15 protein-coding genes and 3 pseudogenes are annotated in these 19,086 nt (G+C 62.1%); 5 read left to right on the top strand and 13 right to left on the bottom strand.

Annotated elements, in window-relative coordinates:
• Positions 1-18 precede the first annotated feature (18 nt).
• The 3 genes from LDP01_RS03445 to coaE all read right to left on the bottom strand — a co-directional run bounded on the left by LDP01_RS03445 (position 19) and on the right by coaE (position 4,581).
• The gene (locus tag LDP01_RS03445; RefSeq protein ID WP_224090214.1) at positions 19-1,047 is read right to left on the bottom strand and encodes a TerC family protein; all 1,029 of its coding nucleotides are present in this window, start codon (positions 1,045-1,047) and stop codon (positions 19-21) included.
• 166 nt (positions 1,048-1,213) lie between these two features.
• Positions 1,214-3,310: an excinuclease ABC subunit UvrB gene (gene uvrB / locus LDP01_RS03440; RefSeq protein WP_224090213.1), complete on the bottom strand. Its 2,097-nt coding sequence runs from the start codon at positions 3,308-3,310 to the stop codon at positions 1,214-1,216.
• A 29-nt stretch (positions 3,311-3,339) separates the two neighbouring features.
• Complete coding sequence (gene coaE, locus LDP01_RS03435; RefSeq protein WP_224090207.1) at positions 3,340-4,581, bottom strand: dephospho-CoA kinase; 1,242 nt, start codon at positions 4,579-4,581, stop codon at positions 3,340-3,342.
• A 22-nt stretch (positions 4,582-4,603) separates the two neighbouring features.
• On the opposite strand from coaE, the gene LDP01_RS03430 reads away from it, so the two are divergent.
• Entirely contained in the window at positions 4,604-5,290 is a 687-nt protein-coding gene (locus LDP01_RS03430) for an IMPACT family protein (RefSeq protein WP_224090190.1), read from the top strand.
• Positions 5,280-5,786: a GNAT family N-acetyltransferase gene (locus LDP01_RS03425; RefSeq protein WP_224090188.1), complete on the top strand. Its 507-nt coding sequence runs from the start codon at positions 5,280-5,282 to the stop codon at positions 5,784-5,786. Before LDP01_RS03430 ends, LDP01_RS03425 begins: the two co-directional genes overlap by 11 nt.
• Before the next feature lie 112 nt (positions 5,787-5,898).
• Here the strand turns inward: LDP01_RS03425 and rpsA are convergent.
• The 4 genes and pseudogenes from rpsA to polA all read right to left on the bottom strand — a co-directional run bounded on the left by rpsA (position 5,899) and on the right by polA (position 12,729).
• Positions 5,899-7,375 (bottom strand): annotated as a pseudogene (rpsA, locus tag LDP01_RS03420) (30S ribosomal protein S1).
• Between the two features lie 204 nt (positions 7,376-7,579).
• Positions 7,580-8,614: a polysaccharide deacetylase family protein gene (locus LDP01_RS03415; protein ID WP_224090186.1), complete on the bottom strand. Its 1,035-nt coding sequence runs from the start codon at positions 8,612-8,614 to the stop codon at positions 7,580-7,582.
• A gap of 48 nt (positions 8,615-8,662) precedes the next feature.
• The gene (locus tag LDP01_RS03410) at positions 8,663-10,003 is read right to left on the bottom strand and encodes a GNAT family N-acetyltransferase (protein ID WP_224090185.1); all 1,341 of its coding nucleotides are present in this window, start codon (positions 10,001-10,003) and stop codon (positions 8,663-8,665) included.
• A gap of 81 nt (positions 10,004-10,084) precedes the next feature.
• A pseudogene (polA, locus tag LDP01_RS03405) lies at positions 10,085-12,729 on the bottom strand (DNA polymerase I).
• 160 nt (positions 12,730-12,889) lie between these two features.
• Between polA and LDP01_RS03400 the strand changes: the two are divergent.
• Positions 12,890-13,354, top strand: coding sequence for a hotdog fold thioesterase (locus tag LDP01_RS03400; protein ID WP_223932901.1), 465 nt, complete (start codon positions 12,890-12,892; stop codon positions 13,352-13,354).
• Between the two features lie 50 nt (positions 13,355-13,404).
• Here LDP01_RS03400 and LDP01_RS03395 read toward each other — a convergent pair whose 3' ends face one another.
• The 6 genes from LDP01_RS03395 to LDP01_RS03370 form a co-directional block, all read right to left on the bottom strand.
• Entirely contained in the window at positions 13,405-13,923 is a 519-nt protein-coding gene (locus tag LDP01_RS03395) for a dihydrofolate reductase family protein (RefSeq protein ID WP_224090184.1), read from the bottom strand.
• A 13-nt stretch (positions 13,924-13,936) separates the two neighbouring features.
• Entirely contained in the window at positions 13,937-14,866 is a 930-nt protein-coding gene (locus tag LDP01_RS03390) for a hypothetical protein (protein ID WP_224090183.1), read from the bottom strand.
• Positions 14,863-15,861: a hypothetical protein gene (locus tag LDP01_RS03385; protein WP_224090182.1), complete on the bottom strand. Its 999-nt coding sequence runs from the start codon at positions 15,859-15,861 to the stop codon at positions 14,863-14,865. The genes LDP01_RS03390 and LDP01_RS03385 overlap by 4 nt, the downstream gene beginning before the upstream one ends.
• A 92-nt stretch (positions 15,862-15,953) precedes the next feature.
• Positions 15,954-16,175, bottom strand: a complete 222-nt coding sequence (locus LDP01_RS03380; protein ID WP_216925815.1) for a hypothetical protein — start codon at positions 16,173-16,175, stop codon at positions 15,954-15,956.
• A complete protein-coding gene (locus tag LDP01_RS03375) occupies positions 16,172-17,377 on the bottom strand; it encodes an inorganic phosphate transporter (protein ID WP_224090181.1) in 1,206 nt (401 codons plus the stop codon). Before LDP01_RS03375 ends, LDP01_RS03380 begins: the two co-directional genes overlap by 4 nt.
• Before the next feature lie 179 nt (positions 17,378-17,556).
• Entirely contained in the window at positions 17,557-18,063 is a 507-nt protein-coding gene (locus LDP01_RS03370; protein WP_224090180.1) for an HAD domain-containing protein, read from the bottom strand.
• Positions 18,064-18,195: 132 nt separating this feature from the next.
• Here LDP01_RS03370 and LDP01_RS03365 point away from each other — a divergent pair, with 132 nt between their 5' ends.
• Positions 18,196-19,014: a tryptophan 2,3-dioxygenase gene (locus LDP01_RS03365; protein ID WP_527249062.1), complete on the top strand. Its 819-nt coding sequence runs from the start codon at positions 18,196-18,198 to the stop codon at positions 19,012-19,014.
• Positions 18,971-19,066: pseudogene (locus LDP01_RS23900) on the top strand (tryptophan 2,3-dioxygenase); the annotation flags it as partial. The gene LDP01_RS03365 and the pseudogene LDP01_RS23900, both read left to right, overlap by 44 nt.
• Between the last annotated feature and the right edge of the window lie 20 nt (positions 19,067-19,086).

Genomic DNA, 19,086 nt, shown 5'->3' with positions numbered 1-19,086 from the left:
ACAACCTTCACAGTCCGGTTACTCTGCTTCGCTCAAGCTCTTCTTCGCGTCTTCTTCCAACCGCGCGTCCAGCTTGGACTGGCGGGCGGCAGGGCTAAGCAGGCTGGCCACGACGGCTACGACGATCGTGCCGATAATGACCGCCAACGAAACGAAGGTGGGAATCTCTGGAGCCCACTCGATGTGGTGGCCGTTGTTGATGAAGGGAAGCTCGTTGACGTGCATTGCGTGCAGGACGAGCTTGACGCCAATGAAGGCAAGAATGACTGACAGGGCGTGCTTCAAGTAGATCAAGCGGCTCATCAGTCCGCCCAGCAGGAAGTACAGCTGGCGCAGGCCCATGAGCGCGAAGATGTTGGCCGTGAAGACGATGAAGGCACTCTGGGTCAGGCCGAAGATCGCGGGAATGGAGTCCACCGCGAACAGGAGGTCGGTCATGCCGATGGTCACGAAGACGATCAGCATCGGGGTGAAGACCTTCTTGCCGTCCACCGTGGTCCGGAGCTTGCCGCCGTCGAACTTTTCAGACATCGGCAGGACCTTGCGCAGCCGGGCAACCAGGGGGTTTTCGGCACCTTCTTCTTCGTCTTCACCGGAATCCGTGGCCTGCTTCCAGGCAGTCCACAGCAGGAACGCGCCGAAGATGTAGAAGATCCAGCTGAATTGCTCGATGACTACCGCGCCCAAGGCGATGAAAATACCGCGAAGGACCAGTGCGATGATGATGCCAACCATCAGCACTTCCTGCTGGTATTTCCGCGGCACCGAGAAGCGGGCCATGATGATGATGAAGACGAACAGGTTGTCGATGCTCAGGCTGTATTCCGTAACCCAGCCAGCGACGAACTGGCTGCCGTATTCGGGGCCAGTGAAGTAGAACATGGCACCGGCAAAGACCAGGGCCAAGGCAACGTAGAAAGCGACCCAAAGGCCGGCTTCCTTCATTGTTGGTTCGTGGGGACGCTTGACGACCAGAAGGAGGTCGATGAGCAGGATAATTCCGAGGGCGACAAACGAGCCGACCTCAAACCAGATTGGAAGCTCCATTAATGCGGGCCTTTCGCAGGGTACGGGAAAGCGGTGTAAGTCTCTCCGGCCTGCCAGTGCGGTGAATGCACGTTCAGCGGCCCACTAAGTCCGGCGAGGCATCTGTGCCTTGCGTGCTGACGGACGTAGCGCTTGGGATACTCCCCTACGTGACCATAACCTTACCTTAGGCGTGCCCTGCAGACTGCATTTGACGCAATTCCCGCTTCAACTCCCCCACTTCGTCACGGATTCGGGCCGCCACCTCGAATTGCAGTTCGGCAGCGGCGCCATGCATCTGTTCCGTGAGTTGTTCGATGAGGCCAACCAGGTCTTCCGCTGGAGCTGCGGCCAGCCCGTCCTTCCGGACGGTGGCTGCACCTTTGGCGCCGGACGTACGTTTGGCTCCCTTGGCCAGCCTGTTGTTGTTCAGGAGCTCCTGGGTATCGGCGTCTTCGCGTGCCAACTGGTCCGTGATGTCAGCGATCTTCTTGCGAAGCGGCTGGGGGTCAACCCCGTTGTCGGTGTTGTACTTGACCTGGATGGCGCGGCGCCGGTTGGTTTCCTCGATGGCGTGGGCCATGGAGTCCGTGATCCTGTCCGCGTACATGTGCACCTGGCCGGACACATTTCGAGCGGCACGGCCAATCGTCTGGATCAGGGAGGTGGAGGAACGCAGGAAGCCTTCCTTGTCCGCATCCAGGATGCTTACGAGTGAGACTTCAGGCAGGTCCAGGCCTTCACGCAGGAGGTTGATGCCGACCAAGACGTCAAAGACTCCCATCCTTAGCTCGCGCAGCAGCTCCACCCGGCGAAGAGTATCGACGTCGGAGTGGAGGTACTGGACCTTGACGCCATGGCCCAGGAGGTAGTCCGTGAGGTCTTCGGCCATCCGCTTGGTCAACGTGGTGACCAGGACACGTTCATCGCGTTCAGTACGTTGGCGGATTTCGCCGAGGAGGTCATCGATCTGTCCCTTGGTAGGCTTCACGATCACTTCGGGGTCGATCAGGCCGGTGGGCCGGATGATCTGCTGGACATAGCCGTCTGCCTTCCCGAGCTCGTACTTTCCGGGCGTGGCCGACAAGTACACGGTCTGCCCGATGCGTTCAAGGAACTCGTCCCACTTCAAGGGCCGGTTGTCCATGGCGGACGGCAGCCGGAAGCCGTGGTCCACCAGCGTGCGCTTGCGGGACATGTCCCCTTCATACATAGCGCCGATTTGCGGAACGGTGACGTGGGACTCGTCGATGACCAGGAGGAAGTCGTCAGGGAAGTAGTCCAACAGGCAGTGCGGTGCCGTACCGCCGGCGCGGCCATCAATGTGCCGGGAGTAATTCTCGATGCCGTTGCAGAAACCCATCTGCTGCATCATTTCGAGATCGTAGGTGGTCCGCATCCGCAGGCGCTGGGCTTCCACCAGCTTGTTCTGGCTCTCCAGCACCTTCAGGCGTTCGGCGAGTTCGTCTTCGATGGCTGTGATCGCCCGGCCCATTCGTTCCGGTCCTGCCACGTAGTGGGAAGCCGGGAAGACGTACATCTCGGTTTCCTCGCGGATGACCTCGCCGGTGACTGGATGCAGTGTGTAGATGTTCTCGATTTCATCGCCGAAAAATTCGATTCTGAGTGCGAGTTCCTCGTACATGGGAATGATCTCTACGGTGTCTCCGCGGACGCGGAAGGTGCCGCGGTGGAAGTCCATGTCGTTTCGCGTGTATTGCATGGAAACGAACTTGCGAAGGAGGTGGTCGCGGTTCATTTCAGCGCCCTTGGTGAGCGTCACCATGCCCGCAATGTATTCTTCGGGCGTTCCCAAGCCGTAAATGCAGGAGACTGTGGCCACCACGATGACATCGCGCCGGGTCAGCAGTGCATTGGTGGCCGAGTGCCGAAGGCGCTCAACTTCCTCATTGACCGAGGAGTCCTTTTCGATGAACGTATCCGTCTGGGGTACGTAGGCTTCCGGTTGGTAGTAGTCGTAGTACGAAACAAAATACTCCACCGCATTGTTGGGCAGGAGTTCCCTGAACTCGTTGGCGAGCTGGGCTGCCAGGGTCTTGTTTTGAACCATGACCAACGTGGGGCGCTGCACCTGCTCAATGAGCCACGCAGTGGTGGCGCTCTTGCCCGTGCCCGTTGCGCCAAGAAGTACGACGTCCTTCTCGCCGTTCTTGATGCGTTCCGTCAGTTCCGCAATTGCCGCCGGCTGGTCTCCGGCGGGTTTGTAGTCGCTGACGACTTCGAAGGGCGCGACGACACGGTTGATCTCCTGGGCAAGACTCATGACACCAATCTACCCCTGCACCCCGACAGTTACTGTCCTGCTTTATGTCCCGCTGCAACGGAAGAATACGACGGCGGTTGCCAGCCGGTGCGGCTGGCCCACTCATCCATCAGCGGCCAGGCCACCTCCGTGAACCAGGGCTCTTTGGCGTCGGCGTATCCAGCGGTGCCGGGGTCGGTGGCATGCTGTGCAGCCACTTCGCGTTTGTGCGCCTCGTACACGGCAAGAGCAGAAGGTTCCGCCGTCAACCAGTCGCGGAACAACAGCGCGTATCTCCAACCCGGCGTGCCGGCAACGCGCACATGAAGGTTGGTTGGGCGTCCCGGATCAGCATTGGCATGGAAGCGCTTTTGCCATTGGCCCGGATCAGGGTGTGATGGCTTCGGGGTGTCCGCGGTCACGCCAGGAACACGTGGGTATCCAGCAGCGGCCAGGCGAGGCGCGATCCGATCCGCTGTGTCAAGGTCCGCAACGGTCACTTGAAGGTCGATAACATCCTTGGCGGCCAGTCCGGGCACGGACGTAGACCCAATGTGGTCCACGGCGAGGATGTCATCCGGTGCTGCCGCCTGGATGCGCGAGGAGAGCCGGGCCGCTTGCAGGCCCCAGTCGGTTCGCGGGGCGGACAGGACCGGACCGTTTGTCCGCCGGGCACGAACCCCACGCCTGCAATTCTCAGCGAAGGGCACCAACCGCCCGAACCACAGGTCATCCACTTTGGCGAGCAGTTCCTCCCGGCTACCGGAATTTTCCAGGACGATGTCCGCTGCGGCGATTCTTGCCTCCTGGCTGGCTTGGGCCGCCATTCGGGAACGCGCGTCCTCATGGGTCATTCCGCGAAGGCCGACCATCCGTTGAATCCGCACGTCATCCGGGGCGTCCACCACGATTACCAGATGGAAAGCGCTCCCCTGCCCTGTCTCAACCAACAAGGGAATGTCCTGGACCAGAATGTCTTCATCCGTAGCTTCGGCGACGATTGCCGCTGCGGACTCCCGGACCAACGGATGGATGATGCCATTGAGCACTTCCCGCCGAGCGGGATCCTGGAAAACTATGGCGCCAAGGGCGGGCCGGTCCAGCCTCCCCTGAGGGTCCAGGATCTCCGGCCCAAAAGCCTCTACTACACGGGCCAGGCCCGGAGTTCCCGGCTCCACCACTTGCCTGGCAATGACGTCAGCATCAATGAGCACAGCCCCCAGCTCTTGCAGCCTGGCCGCCACCAGCGATTTTCCCGAGGCGATGCCGCCCGTCAGCCCGATCTTCAACACCCCTCCACACTAGACTGAAGCGGTGGAAATTGAGGATGACAGCCGCGCGACGGCCTACACAACGCTGGCCGAGGGTCCTGATTTCCGTCACGAGCTGGAGATCCGCCGCTCCCGCTTCATCACCGTCCTCCGCCGCTCTCCTGACGAAGATACGGCACGCTCACTTGTGGCTGCGCTGCGGCGCGAGTTCCATGACGCACGGCACCACTGTTCGGCTTTCGTTGTAGGTCCGGACAGGATGGTTCAACGATCCAGTGACGACGGCGAACCTTCCGGCACGGCTGGTATCCCCATGCTGGAGGCACTGCTCAAGCGTGAGACAGCACCCGGGGTGACTAATCTGAGCGACGTGAGCGCCGTCGTCGTGCGCTATTTTGGTGGGATTCTCCTGGGCACCGGCGGGCTGGTCCGCGCCTATTCGGAGTCGGTCTCGGCTGCCCTTGATGCCGCCCCGCTGGTGCAGCGCCGCAGGCTGCGGCTACACGCCGTCAGCGTTCCGCATGCCGCCGCCGGGCGACTGGAAAATGACCTCCGCTCGGCCGGGTACGTAATGGCGGAGACCGGCTACGGAGCCAACGAGACGGTCCTGCGATTGGCGCTCCCCGATGAGCCGGCAGCAATGGCCGACGCCGGTGCACGGCTCGCGGCGTTAACCGCCGGGTCTGCGGTGCTCCAGCCGGAAGGAACGGAATGGATCGATGTGCCCTGAATCAACTGTGGCACCCCGCGTGGCACTGGCCGACGTTGATGAGGAGATGCTCAAGGAATTGCTTGCGTTGGCGCTCGTACAAGCCAGCGCTGATGAGGTCACTCCCCCTCTGGGCTCGACGCCGTTCTGGAACCCTGAGCGGATCGCCTGGTTCCACACCTATCACCGGGCCGCTGCAGCCGGACTTGAAGGACCTGCGCGTGAGAAGACCTGGGCTGTGGTGGCAGACGGAGCGGTGGTTGGCTCCATCAGGCTGAAACGAACGGCGCCCGGTTCCGCAGAAACCGGCATCTGGTTGGGCCGGAGTTTCCGCGGCCAAGGCCTTGGGCGGCTGGCCCTCCACCTGGTGGCAGACGAAGCGCGTACTCGGGGCTTCGCCGTCCTGCAAGCCTCTACGACGCCAGGAAACAAGGCTGCACAAGCCCTGCTGTCTTCCCTCGGTGCCGAACTCATAGTCGAGGCCGCTTCAGTGGAAGCGCGGCTGGCGCTCCGATAGGCAGTGCTCTTTTCACTTGTGCCCATCGCGCCTGACTTAAGCAGAAGGACCCCTGCCGCAAGGCAGGGGTCCTTCTTTGGCTATTCAGCGCATCCCGTGAGGGGTGGCGGAATTAGTTGCCGGTCAGCTTCTCACGCAGTGCTGCGAGAGCTTCGTCGGACGCCAGGGTACCGGCGTTGGACTCAGCAGCAGCCGGCTCCGAGGAGTAGCTGGTGGTGCCGGAATCGCTCTCACCGGACGTTGCAGCGGCAGCGTCGTCAGCAGCGTGCTGTGCAACCTGCTTCTTGTGGGCTTCCCAACGGGTCTGGGCGTCAGCGTACTGCTGCTCCCAAGCGGCGCGCTGGGTCTCGTAGCCTTCGAGCCATTCGTTCGACTCGGGGTCGAAGCCCTCGGGGTACTTGTAGTTGCCCTCTTCGTCGTACTCAGCGGCCATACCGTACAGAGCGGGATCGAACTCGGTGCTGTCAGCGTCAACGCCCTCGTTAGCCTGCTTGAGGGAGAGGGAGATGCGACGACGCTCGAGGTCGATGTCGATGACCTTGACGAACAGTTCGTCGCCAACGGAGACAACCTGCTCGGCGAGCTCCACGTGGCGGACAGCCAGCTCGGAGATGTGAACGAGGCCTTCGATGCCGTCTTCGACGCGAACGAACGCACCGAACGGAACCAGCTTGGTGACCTTACCCGGAACAACCTGGCCGAGGGCGTGGGTGCGGGCGAAGGTCTGCCACGGATCTTCCTGCGTAGCCTTGAGCGACAGGGAGACACGCTCGCGGTCCAGATCCACTTCGAGGACCTCGACGGTGACTTCCTGGCCAACCTCGACAACCTCGGACGGGTGGTCGATGTGCTTCCAGGAGAGCTCGGAAACGTGAACGAGGCCGTCTACGCCGCCAAGGTCCACGAATGCACCGAAGTTGACGATGGAGGAAACGACGCCGGGACGAACCTGGCCCTTTTCCAGCTTGTTGAGGAACGTGGAGCGGACCTCGGACTGGGTCTGCTCGAGCCATGCACGGCGGGACAGCACAACGTTGTTGCGGTTCTTGTCCAGCTCGATGATCTTGGCTTCGATCTGCTGACCGATGTACGGAGCGAGGTCGCGGACACGACGCATCTCGACGAGGGATGCGGGCAGGAAGCCGCGCAGGGCCGATGTCCAGGATGAGGCCACCCTTGACAACCTCGATGACGGTACCGGTAACGACGCCGTCTTCTTCCTTGACCTTCTCGATGTCGCCCCAGGCGCGCTCGTACTGAGCACGCTTCTTGGAGAGGATCAGACGGCCTTCTTTGTCTTCCTTGGTGAGAACCAAAGCTTCGACCTGATCGCCAACGGCAACAACTTCGCCGGGGTCAACGTCGTGCTTGATGGAAAGCTCGCGGGAAGGGATGACACCTTCGGTCTTGTAACCGATGTCGAGCAGGACTTCGTCGCGGTCGACCTTGACGACGGTACCTTCGACGAGGTCGCCGTCGTTGAAGTACTTGATGGTGGCGTCGACAGCTGCGAGGAAGTCCTCAGCGGTACCGATGTCGTTAATGGCGACTACGGGGGTACCGGGCTTCTCGGTGGAGGTGATGGTCATGTAGTAGGGGCTCCGTTGTGGATAGTGTGTCGGTCAGGCAAACCGCTGCCGCCCGGGTCCGGACGGCAGAACACGGCAAAATACCGGGTCATCCTGATTTGTGGATTAATACAAAATGGACGCATGCACGTAGTACACGCCCGTTTATTCTAGTCGTATCTGCAAAGCAGGGTCAAAAGGACCCCGGCAGGACTACGAAGGCCTTCACACAGGCAGGACGTCTCCGAGCCGCGCGAACGTAACCCCGCGGTCCAGCAAGCGAGGCAAAGCCTTCGCATAACCCTCGGCAGTTCCCGAGGCCGGCCTGTTGAAATGCGAAATCACGATGTCCCCCGCAGCAACCTTGGCCACTTCCCCGGCGACGGTTACCGGCGAGAAAGTGGCTCCGCCGTCGCCGTTCACGGTGAAGTTGACCGGGAGCATCCCCAACCTGCGGGTCATGCTCGCAGCGACTTCGTCGTAGAACGCCGTTCCCGGCCTGAAGAAGCGCGGCGAAACACCGGTCAACTCAAGCATCAGGGCTTGGTTGCCCATTAGTTCCTCGTACACTGCGGCCGGGTTTGCCGTTCCGGCAATGCCGTAGGCGGACCTGCCGTTAACTGACAAGGGCAGGTGCAGTGTCCCGTGGTTCGCGAGCTCGAAGAGAGGCTCGGCGGCCAGTTCCGAGGCAAGTGACCTGTTGGCGGCAATCCAGCGGCTGTTGATGAAAAGCGTGGCCGGGACGTTGAGGCTGCGGAGCGACTTCAGCAATTTGTGGTCACAGCCGGTTCCGCCGGGGCCACCGCAGGCGTCGAAGGTCAGGGCCACATGCTGCGAGGCAGAATTGTTCACCACACCCGTAACGTGAAGGCCCCACTCCTGGGGCCGCAGGGGACCAAATTCCGCCAGGATCTGCGGCTTGCCTGGGATTGTGGCTGGCGATGCAGGAACGCTCGACGGCGGAGCTACAGTGCTGTCGCCTCCCTCACCGCTGCCTCCTTCACCGCCGCCGGGTTTGGCGGCGATGGCCGCGGCGGCCTGCTCGCTTGAGAGTGCAGCGATCGAAGGCGGTGGCGTCGCAGGGCCGGCACCCGGTGCGCTTGGCTGGGTGACAGGCGACGCCGGCCCTGCTCCCGCGCCGTCCGGGAATGCCGACCTCCCATTGTCCGCGCAAGCCGCCAGAGCGGCAGATGCCAGTCCCGCCATTCCAAGCAGCACTGATCGCCGGCCGGCCAGCGGCCGCCGCTTGGAATCCCCCATGGATGTCCTTGTCTATTGGGTCTGTGAGCTCTTTGTAGAAGTGTATTTCTAGAAATGGGTGAGGCAGTGTGCCGGCCGCTCCACAGCAAAAAGCTGCTGGGCTGCGAATGCGGCACCGGGCTTGCCTTCACGCATCCGCCCTGCAGCAGTGAGCGTCACCGGGGACACAGCACCAAGATAGATGGACGCGAGATCGGCGACATCCATCCAGAGATCCGGTTCCTGGCCGGATGCCTCGGTGACGGTCGCGGCAGCACCGCCGTCGGACTCCAACGCCCACGTGCCACCAGCCATGCCAAGCGTATCCGAGACTTCCATGACCAGCTTTCCGGCAGCCGGGTACCGGCGGGCGGACAGCGCTGCCGGAACGTCCAGGATCCGTAACCACAACATGTCCCGCACGTCCGAGGAATCCAAGCATCTGGGATCTTCCAGGGCCCACGTCAACGGATCATCCACGGGGGCCTCGGCCCACGTCACCTGGTCAATGAGATCGATGCTCCCAAGGAAGCGCCAGAGATCGAGGTAGGCCGCATTGGTACCAGCAACGAGGTCCACGATTTCCATGGTGTAAGGCTTGGCGTCCCAGCCCTTGAAGCGATAGGAAACGTAGCCGTCCGGTGTCCCGGAGGAGTCGTAGTGCAGGGCGCTTCTGACCCCGGTGTCCGGCTTCCCGTCATGGCCGATCGCTCCGGAAGCCAGCAAGCGATAGTACTCTTGACGGTCTACTGAGCCAGGAGTTACCCGCTGGACGTGTTCGAAGACCTGTGGCGCAACGTCCAGCAGAACGGCCGGATCAGCCACCTCTACCGTTCCTGTCGCTTGCCCCTTGAGGCGGAAACGAGGGCCGGTATCGACCTTGATGCTGCGCTCAAAAGTAGCCACGCCAAAACCGAAGCGGCCGTAGATGGACCCCTCCGAGGCCGTCAGCGCTGCCATGGCGAGGCCATCGTCCTTTGCGCCGGCAAGGTCAGCGGTGATCATGCCCCGGAGCAGCCCTTTGCGCCGGTGCGTTCCACGCACAGTCACGTTGGTCACCAGGTTTGATTCCAGTTGCCGGCCAAACCCGATGTTCAGGGATTTGCGCATGGTGCCGTACGTGGCCACCGGAACCTCCGCGCCCAGAGCGTACTGGGGAACGTCTCCTTTGATGTAGACCCCGGTCAATTCGCGGCGGTCCGTGCGGTAAGCCCCCAGCGTCTTGGCGATGTAGTCGTCGTCGCGCCTGTGCTGGTGGAAGCCGTGCGAGACTGCCTGGACCCACGCGGCACAGCGGGAGTAGGCGGGGTCCTCGCGATCAGCTACGGCAGGGAATTGTTGAACCCTGTATTTCCCGGCATATTTTTCGGCGGAACTCGTTTCGGAATATCTTTCATTGGGATCAGCCACGCCCCGAGCCTAGCCAGACGCCGGAGGGCGCGCCACCATTCAGGCGGCGCGCCCTCCGACGATCCTTGGAAGGTCTCGCGGCTAGTGGCCGGCCTCATACCAGCTGGAGCCCACGCCGAGCTGGACGTCCAACGGGACTGACAGCTCAGCAGCAGCCCCCATTTGCTCCACCACGAGTTTCTCGACAGCCTCGCGCTCTCCCGGTGCGACCTCGAGTACGAGTTCATCATGGACCTGGAGGAGCATCCGCGATTTCAAGCCCTGGCCCGCAAGTTCGGCCGAAACACCCAACATTGCCCGCTTGATGATATCGGCGGCGGAACCCTGGATGGGCGAATTAAGGGCAATTCGCTCGGCTGCTTCCCGGGCCTGGCGATTGGTGCTGGTGAGGTCCGGGAGGTAACGGCGACGACCCTCAATGGTGGCTGTGTAACCGTCCACCCTCGCCTGGTCCACAACGCCCCTGAGATAGTCGCGCACGCCGCCGAAGCGATCGAAGTAGTCCTTCATCAGCGTCCGGGGCCCTCGTCCACGGAAATTTCCAGCTGCTTTGAGAGGCCGAATGAGGTCAGCCCGTAAGCCAGTCCATAGGACATGGCCTTCACTTTGGATCGCATCGCGCTGGTGACCTCGGCAGGAGCGACGTTGAAGATCCGCGAGCCCACGAAGCGGTGCAGGTCCTCCCCGTCCCTGTATGCCTGGATCAGTGCTTCGTCACCGGATAGGTGGGCCATGATGCGCATTTCGATCTGTGAGTAGTCAGCGGACAGAAGGCATTCATACCCTTCGCTGACCACGAAGATCCCGCGGACACGGCGACCTTCTTCGCTGCGGACCGGGATATTTTGCAGGTTGGGGTTGTTCGAGGAGATCCTGCCCGTGGCAGCAATGTTCTGCGCATAGGTGGTGTGGATGCGCCCATCGTCCGCCACGGACTTCTTAAGGGTTTCCACCATCTGGGCGAGCTTGGACGATTCCCGGTGCGCCATGAGCTGCACCAGGAACTCGTGGCCGGTCTTCTCCAGCAGGGCCTTCAACGATGCCGCATCCGTGGTGTAGCCGGACTTGATTTTCTTGGTCTTCGGGAGGCCGAGTTCCTCGAAAAGGACGGTCTGCAGCTGCTTGGGCGAACCCAGATTTACCTCGTGCCCGATCGCGGCGAAGGCCTGCTCCTGGGCGTTCTCGATCACCTTGGTGAGGTCCGCAAGCTGCTCGTTCATGCGGTCCATGGAGACGTAGATACCAGTCAGTTCCATCTGTGCCAGGACGCGGGACACAGGGAGCTCCAGCGTGGTCAGCAGGGCGTCGGCCTTGCGGTCGGCGAGTTCCTTCTCGAAGTGCTTGCTGAGGGCATGCACGACGGCGGCCTGCTGGACGAGCGCTGCGGCTGCGGCTTGGTCGCTGCCTCCCATGAGGTCCAGCTCCAACTGCCCGGCCGACGCGGTTACAACGCCCAGGGAGATCTTGAGGTGGACCTGGGCGAGTTCAGGGAGGTCGTAGCTGCGGCGGTCAGGCTGGATCAGGTATCCGGAAACCGAGGTGTCATCAACCACGCCTTCCAGTCCCAGGCCACGGTTGTGCAGGGCCTTGAGGGCGGCCTTGAACTCGTGCACCACCTTGGCTTCTTCAGGATCCCGGAGCCAGTTGGCCAGCACCGGCTCGGCTGCTGAATCCAACTCCGTGAGGTCGATATAGGCAGCGCCATTGTTCCGGACCACTGCCAACGCGTTGGCATCCTCGCCTATGCGGCCTTGGACGGGCTGGATGGCAATCGCGGAACGTGTGCCGGAGCCGGCGCTGAAGAAGGCCTCCAACTCAGCGGCGTCCTTGAGCGTGGCAAACTCAGGGGCTTCGATGGTGTCCGGGGCGGCACCGGTGGTGTCGTCACCGTACAGATCGAACAACCGGGCGCGCAGGGTGCGGAATTCCAGTTCCTCGAACAGTTCCTCGATGGCCTGCCGGTCGGGGCGCGGCTCGTGGAGGTCCTCCAGCCCGACGGGCAGTTCGAGGTCCGTCAGCAGCTGGTTCAGCCTGCGGTTACGTTTGACGTTCTCCAGGTTCTCCTTGAGTGCCCCGCCCACCTTGCCGCCGATGGCGTCCAGGTTCTCCAGGATGCCCTCCAGGCCACCGTAGAGGTTGATCCATTTGGCGGCGGTCTTTGGCCCCACGCCCGGTACGCCCGGAAGGTTGTCCGCGGATTCGCCCACCAGTGCGGCGAGGTCCGAATACAGGGCAGGCTTGACGAAGTACTTCTCCTCAATGGCCGCGGCATCCAGCTTGGGGATGTTGCTCACGCCCTGTTTGGGGTAGAGCACAAACACGTTGTCATTGATGAGCTGGAAGGAGTCCCTGTCCCCCGAGACCAGGAGGACCTCAAAGCCGGCGGCATCCGCCTGGGCAGCTAGAGTGGCCAGGATGTCATCAGCCTCGTAGCCGGGCAGTGCGATGGTCTTGATACCCCAGGCCTCCATGACCCTGGCGATGAGGGCGATCTGGCCTTGGAACTCCGCAGGCGTCGCGTTGCGGCCACCCTTGTACTCGCTGTACTCGGCCTTGCGGAAGGTGGTGTCGTCAGAGACGTCGAACGCCACGGCGACGTGCGTTGGCTTCTGGTCCTTGATCAGGTTGATGAGCATGGAGGTGAATCCATGCACGGCGTTGGTGTGCTGGCCTCTGGCGGTAGAGAAGTTTTCAGCAGGAAGGGCGTAGAAGGCCCGGAATGCCATGGAATGGCCATCCAGGACCAGCAACCTGGGCCGGCCCTCCCCCGTGGTGCTGGATGAAGCGGTGGAAGAGGGGGTGGGTGCTGTTGCAATGGCAGCAGCTTGGGCCGTTGGAACCTGGTCCGGTTTGGTTGTTTCACTCACAGGTGCCAGCCTAGTTGGCATGATGGACAATTTCACGCCGAACCGGTTTGTCGACGAACTGAACGAGGCAGGTGTGCCCGAAGAGTTCCATGATTGGCTTTCGGGGCACGGCGTCGGCTCCCTTGTGGTGAAAATGGGGATCCGGTTTACCGAGCTCAGTGCCGAGCGGACTGTGGCAACCATGCCAGTGGAAGGGAACACACAGGTAGCCGGCATCCTTCACGGCGGAGCCCACGTGGTCCTCGCCGAAACCCTGGGTTCATTTGCTGCCTCGCTTCACGCCGGCAGGGGACGGCACGCCGTAGGAATCGAAGTTGGCGCAACGCACCACCGCTCCATTGCAAGCGGCACGGTAACCGGCACATGTACGGCGATCCACCTGGGCGGGACGTTGGCCACCCACGAGATCGTTATCACCGATGAAAAAGGTCGCAGGCTTTCAACCGCCCGGATTACCAACATGATCCGGAACAACCGCCACTGATCCGGGAGTTGCTGCCTAACAGCTACCGTGGCGGCATACGGTAGTGCAGTTCAGCCGCGGCCCCCGCCAAGGATGCGCGAGGAGAGCAACTCAAGTGGCGCCGTCGGGCCCTTCAGCGGCAGCAGCCGCTTACCGGCGCCAAGGACAACCGGGATGATGGTGACGATCATCTCGTGGAGCAAGCCGGCGTTGGCGAACTGGGCCACGAGGTCGCCGCCGCCCACCAGCCAGACGTTCTTGTCTCCGGCGTCGGCGAGGAGATCCGGTGCGAACTCGCGCACGTCCCCACGGACGAACGTGACATTGGAACCGGCCGGAGCTGAGTACTCATGATGCGTGAACACCCAACAGGGGATGTCCGGGTACGGCCACTTGCCGGGCTCGTGCTCCATGAGCCAACGGTAGGTCCCGCCGCCCATGGCGACACAACCCACACCTGCGAAGAAGGACTCATAGCTGCCGCTCACGCCTTCAACCTGGTCGAATTGCAGGAGCCAGCCGAGATCGTCATCCTCGGAAGCAATGAAACCGTCCACGGTGGACGCCACGTAATACTGGAAGATCGACATGGCCCCACACTAGTCAGTTGGCGCTGGCGTTCCCATACTCCACACGCACACTGCCATCATCACGCAGTACCACCACCCGGCCCTGGGCAAGCGTCCATCCATCGTTCAGCAGGAAGATCCTTCCTCCACTGACCACCAGCAGCCGCAAACCCGTGTACCGGTACAACGGCTCAGCGTCCGTACCAGCCGAGTCCTCATGGACGTTGGGCGCTGTCACGGCCAACCGCTCCTTGCTGTAGACCACGGCCGTTGGCAGCAGGCTGGATCTTTCCTGGTAATCGATGGCCGCGCCCCGCCCAAGGGCCTGCGCGTAATCGGAGGTACCCCAGAAAAGGAGCAGGGTGACCAGGACGAACACAAGGGACCTTTCGAGCGATCTCGGAGTGGTGGCGCGGAGGATCCTCTGGGCAGGATCAGCGGCCCGCCGACGCACGCTCAGCCCCCATGCCCCCACGAGCAAGCCGGCGGCGATGAGGAAGGGTGCGTAGAGCAGGATCCGTCCCGGCTGGGTCACGATCGCCACCCACATCACCGCCGCGTAGGCGAAACCAACAACCAACACCACCAGGGCGGCCCTTCGCAGAAGCGTCCGGTGGCGTGCGGCGCCCAGGAGCCGGGAAACGAGCCGGTCCACCATGAGCCACAACAACCCGATCACCACGAGCCAGGCCAGCGGCTGGAAGAGCGACTGGATACTCCGCAGAATAAAGTCCTGCACGGTATAACCAAACAGGCTGACGTCCAGGCCCATGGCCTTCGCCTGGGCATCCGTACGCGCCCAGCCGAAGTAGACCAACAACGCCGTGGCCACGGTCAGGGGCGGACCTATGACGGAGAGGACGTCCAGGGTCCGCTGCCAGCGGTTGTTGACCAGGCTCCGCTCAGCGGATTCTTGAGAGGCAGCGGATTCTTGTGAGGCAGCGGGCTCCTGGGCGGCGCTCATGGAGTTGCCGTGGGGGACGCACCGACAGAAGGGATGGCCGGCGGGGCGCTCCGCGTGGGCTCAGCGCTTGGCTGGGTTCCATTGGTTTCGGGCGTTCCACCCGGGCCCGTGCCGGTGGGTGCGGAATCATCATAGAAAAACGTCACTGTTCCGCTGATGTCCACGGTGTCCGTAATGGAAATGCGGACGGCGGCGCGGCCATCGGACGGCGGCATCCTCAGATACAGCGTTTCGTAGTCCCCTCCTCCGGCAACTATTTCGGGAGCTGCGGGGACGCCGTCGAACAGGATGTCCCCGACCCTGACGTAATAGCCATCCAGCCTGACCACAGTGCCGCCTGACCGGGGGCCGGAGGCACGCGCTGTGCCTGCCACTGGCTTCAGGTCGTTGTCTACTACCGTGAGGCCGCTCAGGTGCCGCGGGCAAGCTTCACCCGGGGCGGTTTCAGGCTTTAGTTGGACTCCCGGGTTGCTGCGGTGTTGGGCGACCGCAGAAGCTGACGTTGCGGCGACGGTGAACTCAAGACACTGGGTCTGCGGTATGCGCGGTGTAGCTGCAACGGCATTCGAAGCGCGCTGCCAGTCCTGCTGCACACCACTTTGCAGTGCCTTGCAGACAGCGGCGGCGGCTTGCCACACGGCAACATCTTCGGCGCCTTCCAGGCTCTTGGCCAGCGCATCGCATTGGAATTGCTGCAGCAGGAGATAGCGTTGACCGGCTGTGGGATCGTTGGGGCCTACCGGCCCAATGGGTACCCAGCGCACCACCGGCGCTTCTGCCTGGGGTGCTCCCGGTCCGGCCGGACCTGCGGGCTGCCCGGCGGTGGGAGCGAGGGCGGTGGGGACCGCTGGTGATGTTGCGTTGGTGGCGGGCGGAGCCGGATTGGGAGATGGACTGCCCTGTGGGGTGTTGTTGGGAACGCACGCAGAAAGTGCCAGCATCAGGACCGGAACGAGCGCCAGTCCGATGCGATGTCTTCGGGAATGGCACTTCATGACAGCCCCACATCTGCCGGATCACGATCACGCAGTGATGTAACTTCACTGCTGATTATTCTCCCGAATGGACTTTGCTGCCAGAGAGGCGGTTACTTTCCGAAGTAGGGCACGATCAAGTAGATGCCGAACAGCACGGCGAGTCCGCAGATGCCAAAGCATACGGCCGCCAGGGAGCGAACGAGTCCGGGCGACTTCTGCTGGGCGTCACCGGCAATTGCGGTGAGGCGTACTCCCAGGGAGTAGAGAACCACCAGGGTCACAGCAGCAACGAGCGTGACGCCGGCAACCTGAAGCAATTCCAGCCACTTCATCGCTGCACATCCTTGTTGTTGACGGACTTTCGGGATTTCTTTTTCTTGCTGAACTTCACGGCGTGGCCGGCCTCTTCAACTTCCACTGCGTTGTGGTGGCCAACATGCGATTTACGCGACGCAACAAACATGAAGACGACGGCGGCGCTACCGACGACCGCGGCAATGACGACACCCACGACGCCGATGTTCACCAGGAGCGCGGTAAGCCCACCCACGATGGCCGACGCCGGCAGGGTGAACAGCCAACCCAAAGCGATCTTGCCGGCAGTGCCCCAGCGAACGGAGGTGCCCTTTCGGCCCAGACCTGAGCCAATGACGGAACCGGAGGCGACCTGCGTGGTGGAGAGCGCGAAACCCAGGTGGGAAGAAGCCAGGATGGCTGAGGCCGTGCTGGTTTCGGCCGAGAAGCCTTGCGCCGGCTTTACTTCGGTCAGGCCTGAACCCATGGTGCGGATGATGCGCCAGCCGCCAGCATAAGTGCCGATGGCGATGGCCAAAGCACAAGCAGCCACGACCCAGAACTGCGGACCGGATCCCGGAGCCTGCGTGCCTCCTGCAATGAGGACCAGGGTGATGATGCCCATGGTCTTCTGGGCATCGTTGGTGCCGTGTGCGAGGGCTACGAGGCTGGACGTGAAGATCTGGCCGGTCCGGAAACCACCGCGCTTCTGCGTGAGCTTGTCACCCGTTTCGGGGTCGTGCCGGGAGGTCAGCGCGTAGGCCAGGCGGGTGCAAAGGTACGCTACGGCCCCGGCGATGAGGGGTGCAAAGACAGCTGGCAGGATCACCTTCTGCAGCACTGTTTCAAAGTTGATGGAGTGCAGTCCGATACCCACCACCGCGGCGCCGATAAGGCCACCGAACAATGCGTGCGAGGAACTGGAGGGCAGGCCTTTGAGCCACGTGACCATGTTCCAGAGGATTGCACCCATCAGACCGGCGAAGATGATGTCCGGTGTGATGTGGATTCCGTCCGAGCCTTCCCGGATGAGTCCCCCGGAAATGGTTTTTGCCACTTCGGTTGAAAGGAACGCCCCAACAAGGTTGAGCACGGCTGCCAGGGCAACCGCCGTCTTGGGCTTGATCGCCCCCGTAGCGATAGGCGTAGCCATCGCATTGGCTGTGTCGTGAAAGCCGTTGGTGAAGTCAAAGAATAGGGCCAACGCTATGACAAGCGCGACCATGAAGGTGATTTCCACCTGTTGCCCAATCTGCAGAGTCGACGTTCAGCAGTTCCACTTCCCCATACCTGCCATGCACAGCATAGTTCAGCCATTGTTCACCTGACTGGACTTGCCGCACTCTATCCGGCGGGCTTGAAACCTTAAGAATCCTACGTGCCAACCACCGAGCGGCCAAACAGGTACCGTCGCTTCGGTCAACCGAGGAAGGTACGGACCGCGGCAAGATCGCGGCGGGAGAGTCCCTTGCGTGGATCCGGTGAGATGCAAAGCACACGGTCCTGGTGGTATTCAGCCCAGGAACGGGCGTCTGACTCCTGGCCAAGTTGGTCGTCAAGCCACACGAAGCGCTCGGCTCCCATCGCGGCCAGGTCCTTCTGGAGCGCCCCGAGTTTCCACCATTCCGCGCTTTGGTCCCACCCCTGGCTGGTAAGGACAGGCCAATCCTCGCCCTTCAGTCCAATGGCAGGACAGAGAAACTCCGGGGCAAGGCGTTCCCAGGTGGTGAGCCATACAAAGCGGGCGAAGGGATGCTCTGCCAGCTCGTTGAGTTCGGCCACTGCCTCGGGCGCGAACGCGACGTCAAGGATGCCGGCGTCGGCGATTTTCCATTCACCACCCCAATCAGTGACGCCCTGGGGGCCGAACGGGTTCACCACGCCGTCGACGTCCAAATATATGGACACCGGCATGTTGGAGGCCATGGTCGTCCTCCCTTCCCCGCGTTCCGGTCTACCAAGCCCAGCGTACGGCACTGCGGCGAACGTCAGGGGAAAGAACGTGCGGGGCGAAATCATTCGCTTGACGTTCGTCATGGAAGTGATAATCTCGAAGGTATGGAAAAGCCCCCAGTCCATTCCTCCCAAAGTGTCCGCCACATAGAAGACTCAGTGCGCACCGATTTCCGGCATGCAATGTCCTATGGCGGTTATCTGGACCTGGACCACCTGCTCAACTCGCAGCATCCGCTCAGCCAGCCCGAGCACCACGACGAACTGCTGTTCATCATCCAGCACCAAACCAGTGAGCTGTGGCTCAAACTCGTCCTGCATGAGCTCCTGGAAGCCCGCAGGCTTTTTGACCAGGACAACCTTGGCAAGGCGCTCAAATGCATCGCCCGCGTCAAGGCCATCCAGCGCACCATGACAGAACAGTGGTCGGTCCTGGGCACGCTCACGCCCCGCGAGTATGCACAGTTCCGCGGATTCCTGGGTAGTTCCTCAGGTTTCCAGTCGTATCAATACCGCGGGGTTGAATTCCTGCTGGGCAACAAAAACAGGGGCATGCTGCGCGTTTTCGAAAGCGACCCCGAAGCACATGCGCTGCTCAGCCGGCTCCTGGATGAACCCACCCTGTACGACGCCTTCCTGGCGGTGCTCGCCCGGGCCGGATACGACATCCCGGCCGACATTTTGGAGCGGGACACCAGCGAGCCTTGGACGTTCCGAAAGGATCTGGTTCCGGTCTTCCAGAAGATCTACGAATCGGATGATACCCAATGGGGCCTATACGAGGCCTGCGAAGACCTCGTGGACATCGAAGACAACTTCCAGGGCCTGGCGGTTCCGGCATCTGCGCACCGTCCAGCGGACCATCGGGTTCAAGGTGGGCACCGGCGGCTCCTCAGGTGTCGACTTCCTCAAACGCGCCCTTGACCTCACCTTCTTCCCCGAGCTGTACGCCGTCCGTACTGAGATCGGCAACTAAGCAAACACCCGCCAAGCCTT

Source organism: Arthrobacter sp. StoSoilB13, assembly GCF_019977255.1.
Taxonomy (GTDB): domain Bacteria; phylum Actinomycetota; class Actinomycetes; order Actinomycetales; family Micrococcaceae; genus Arthrobacter.
The sequence above is the reverse complement of the archived record's forward strand: the minus strand, read 5'-3'. Positions and strand labels throughout refer to the sequence as shown.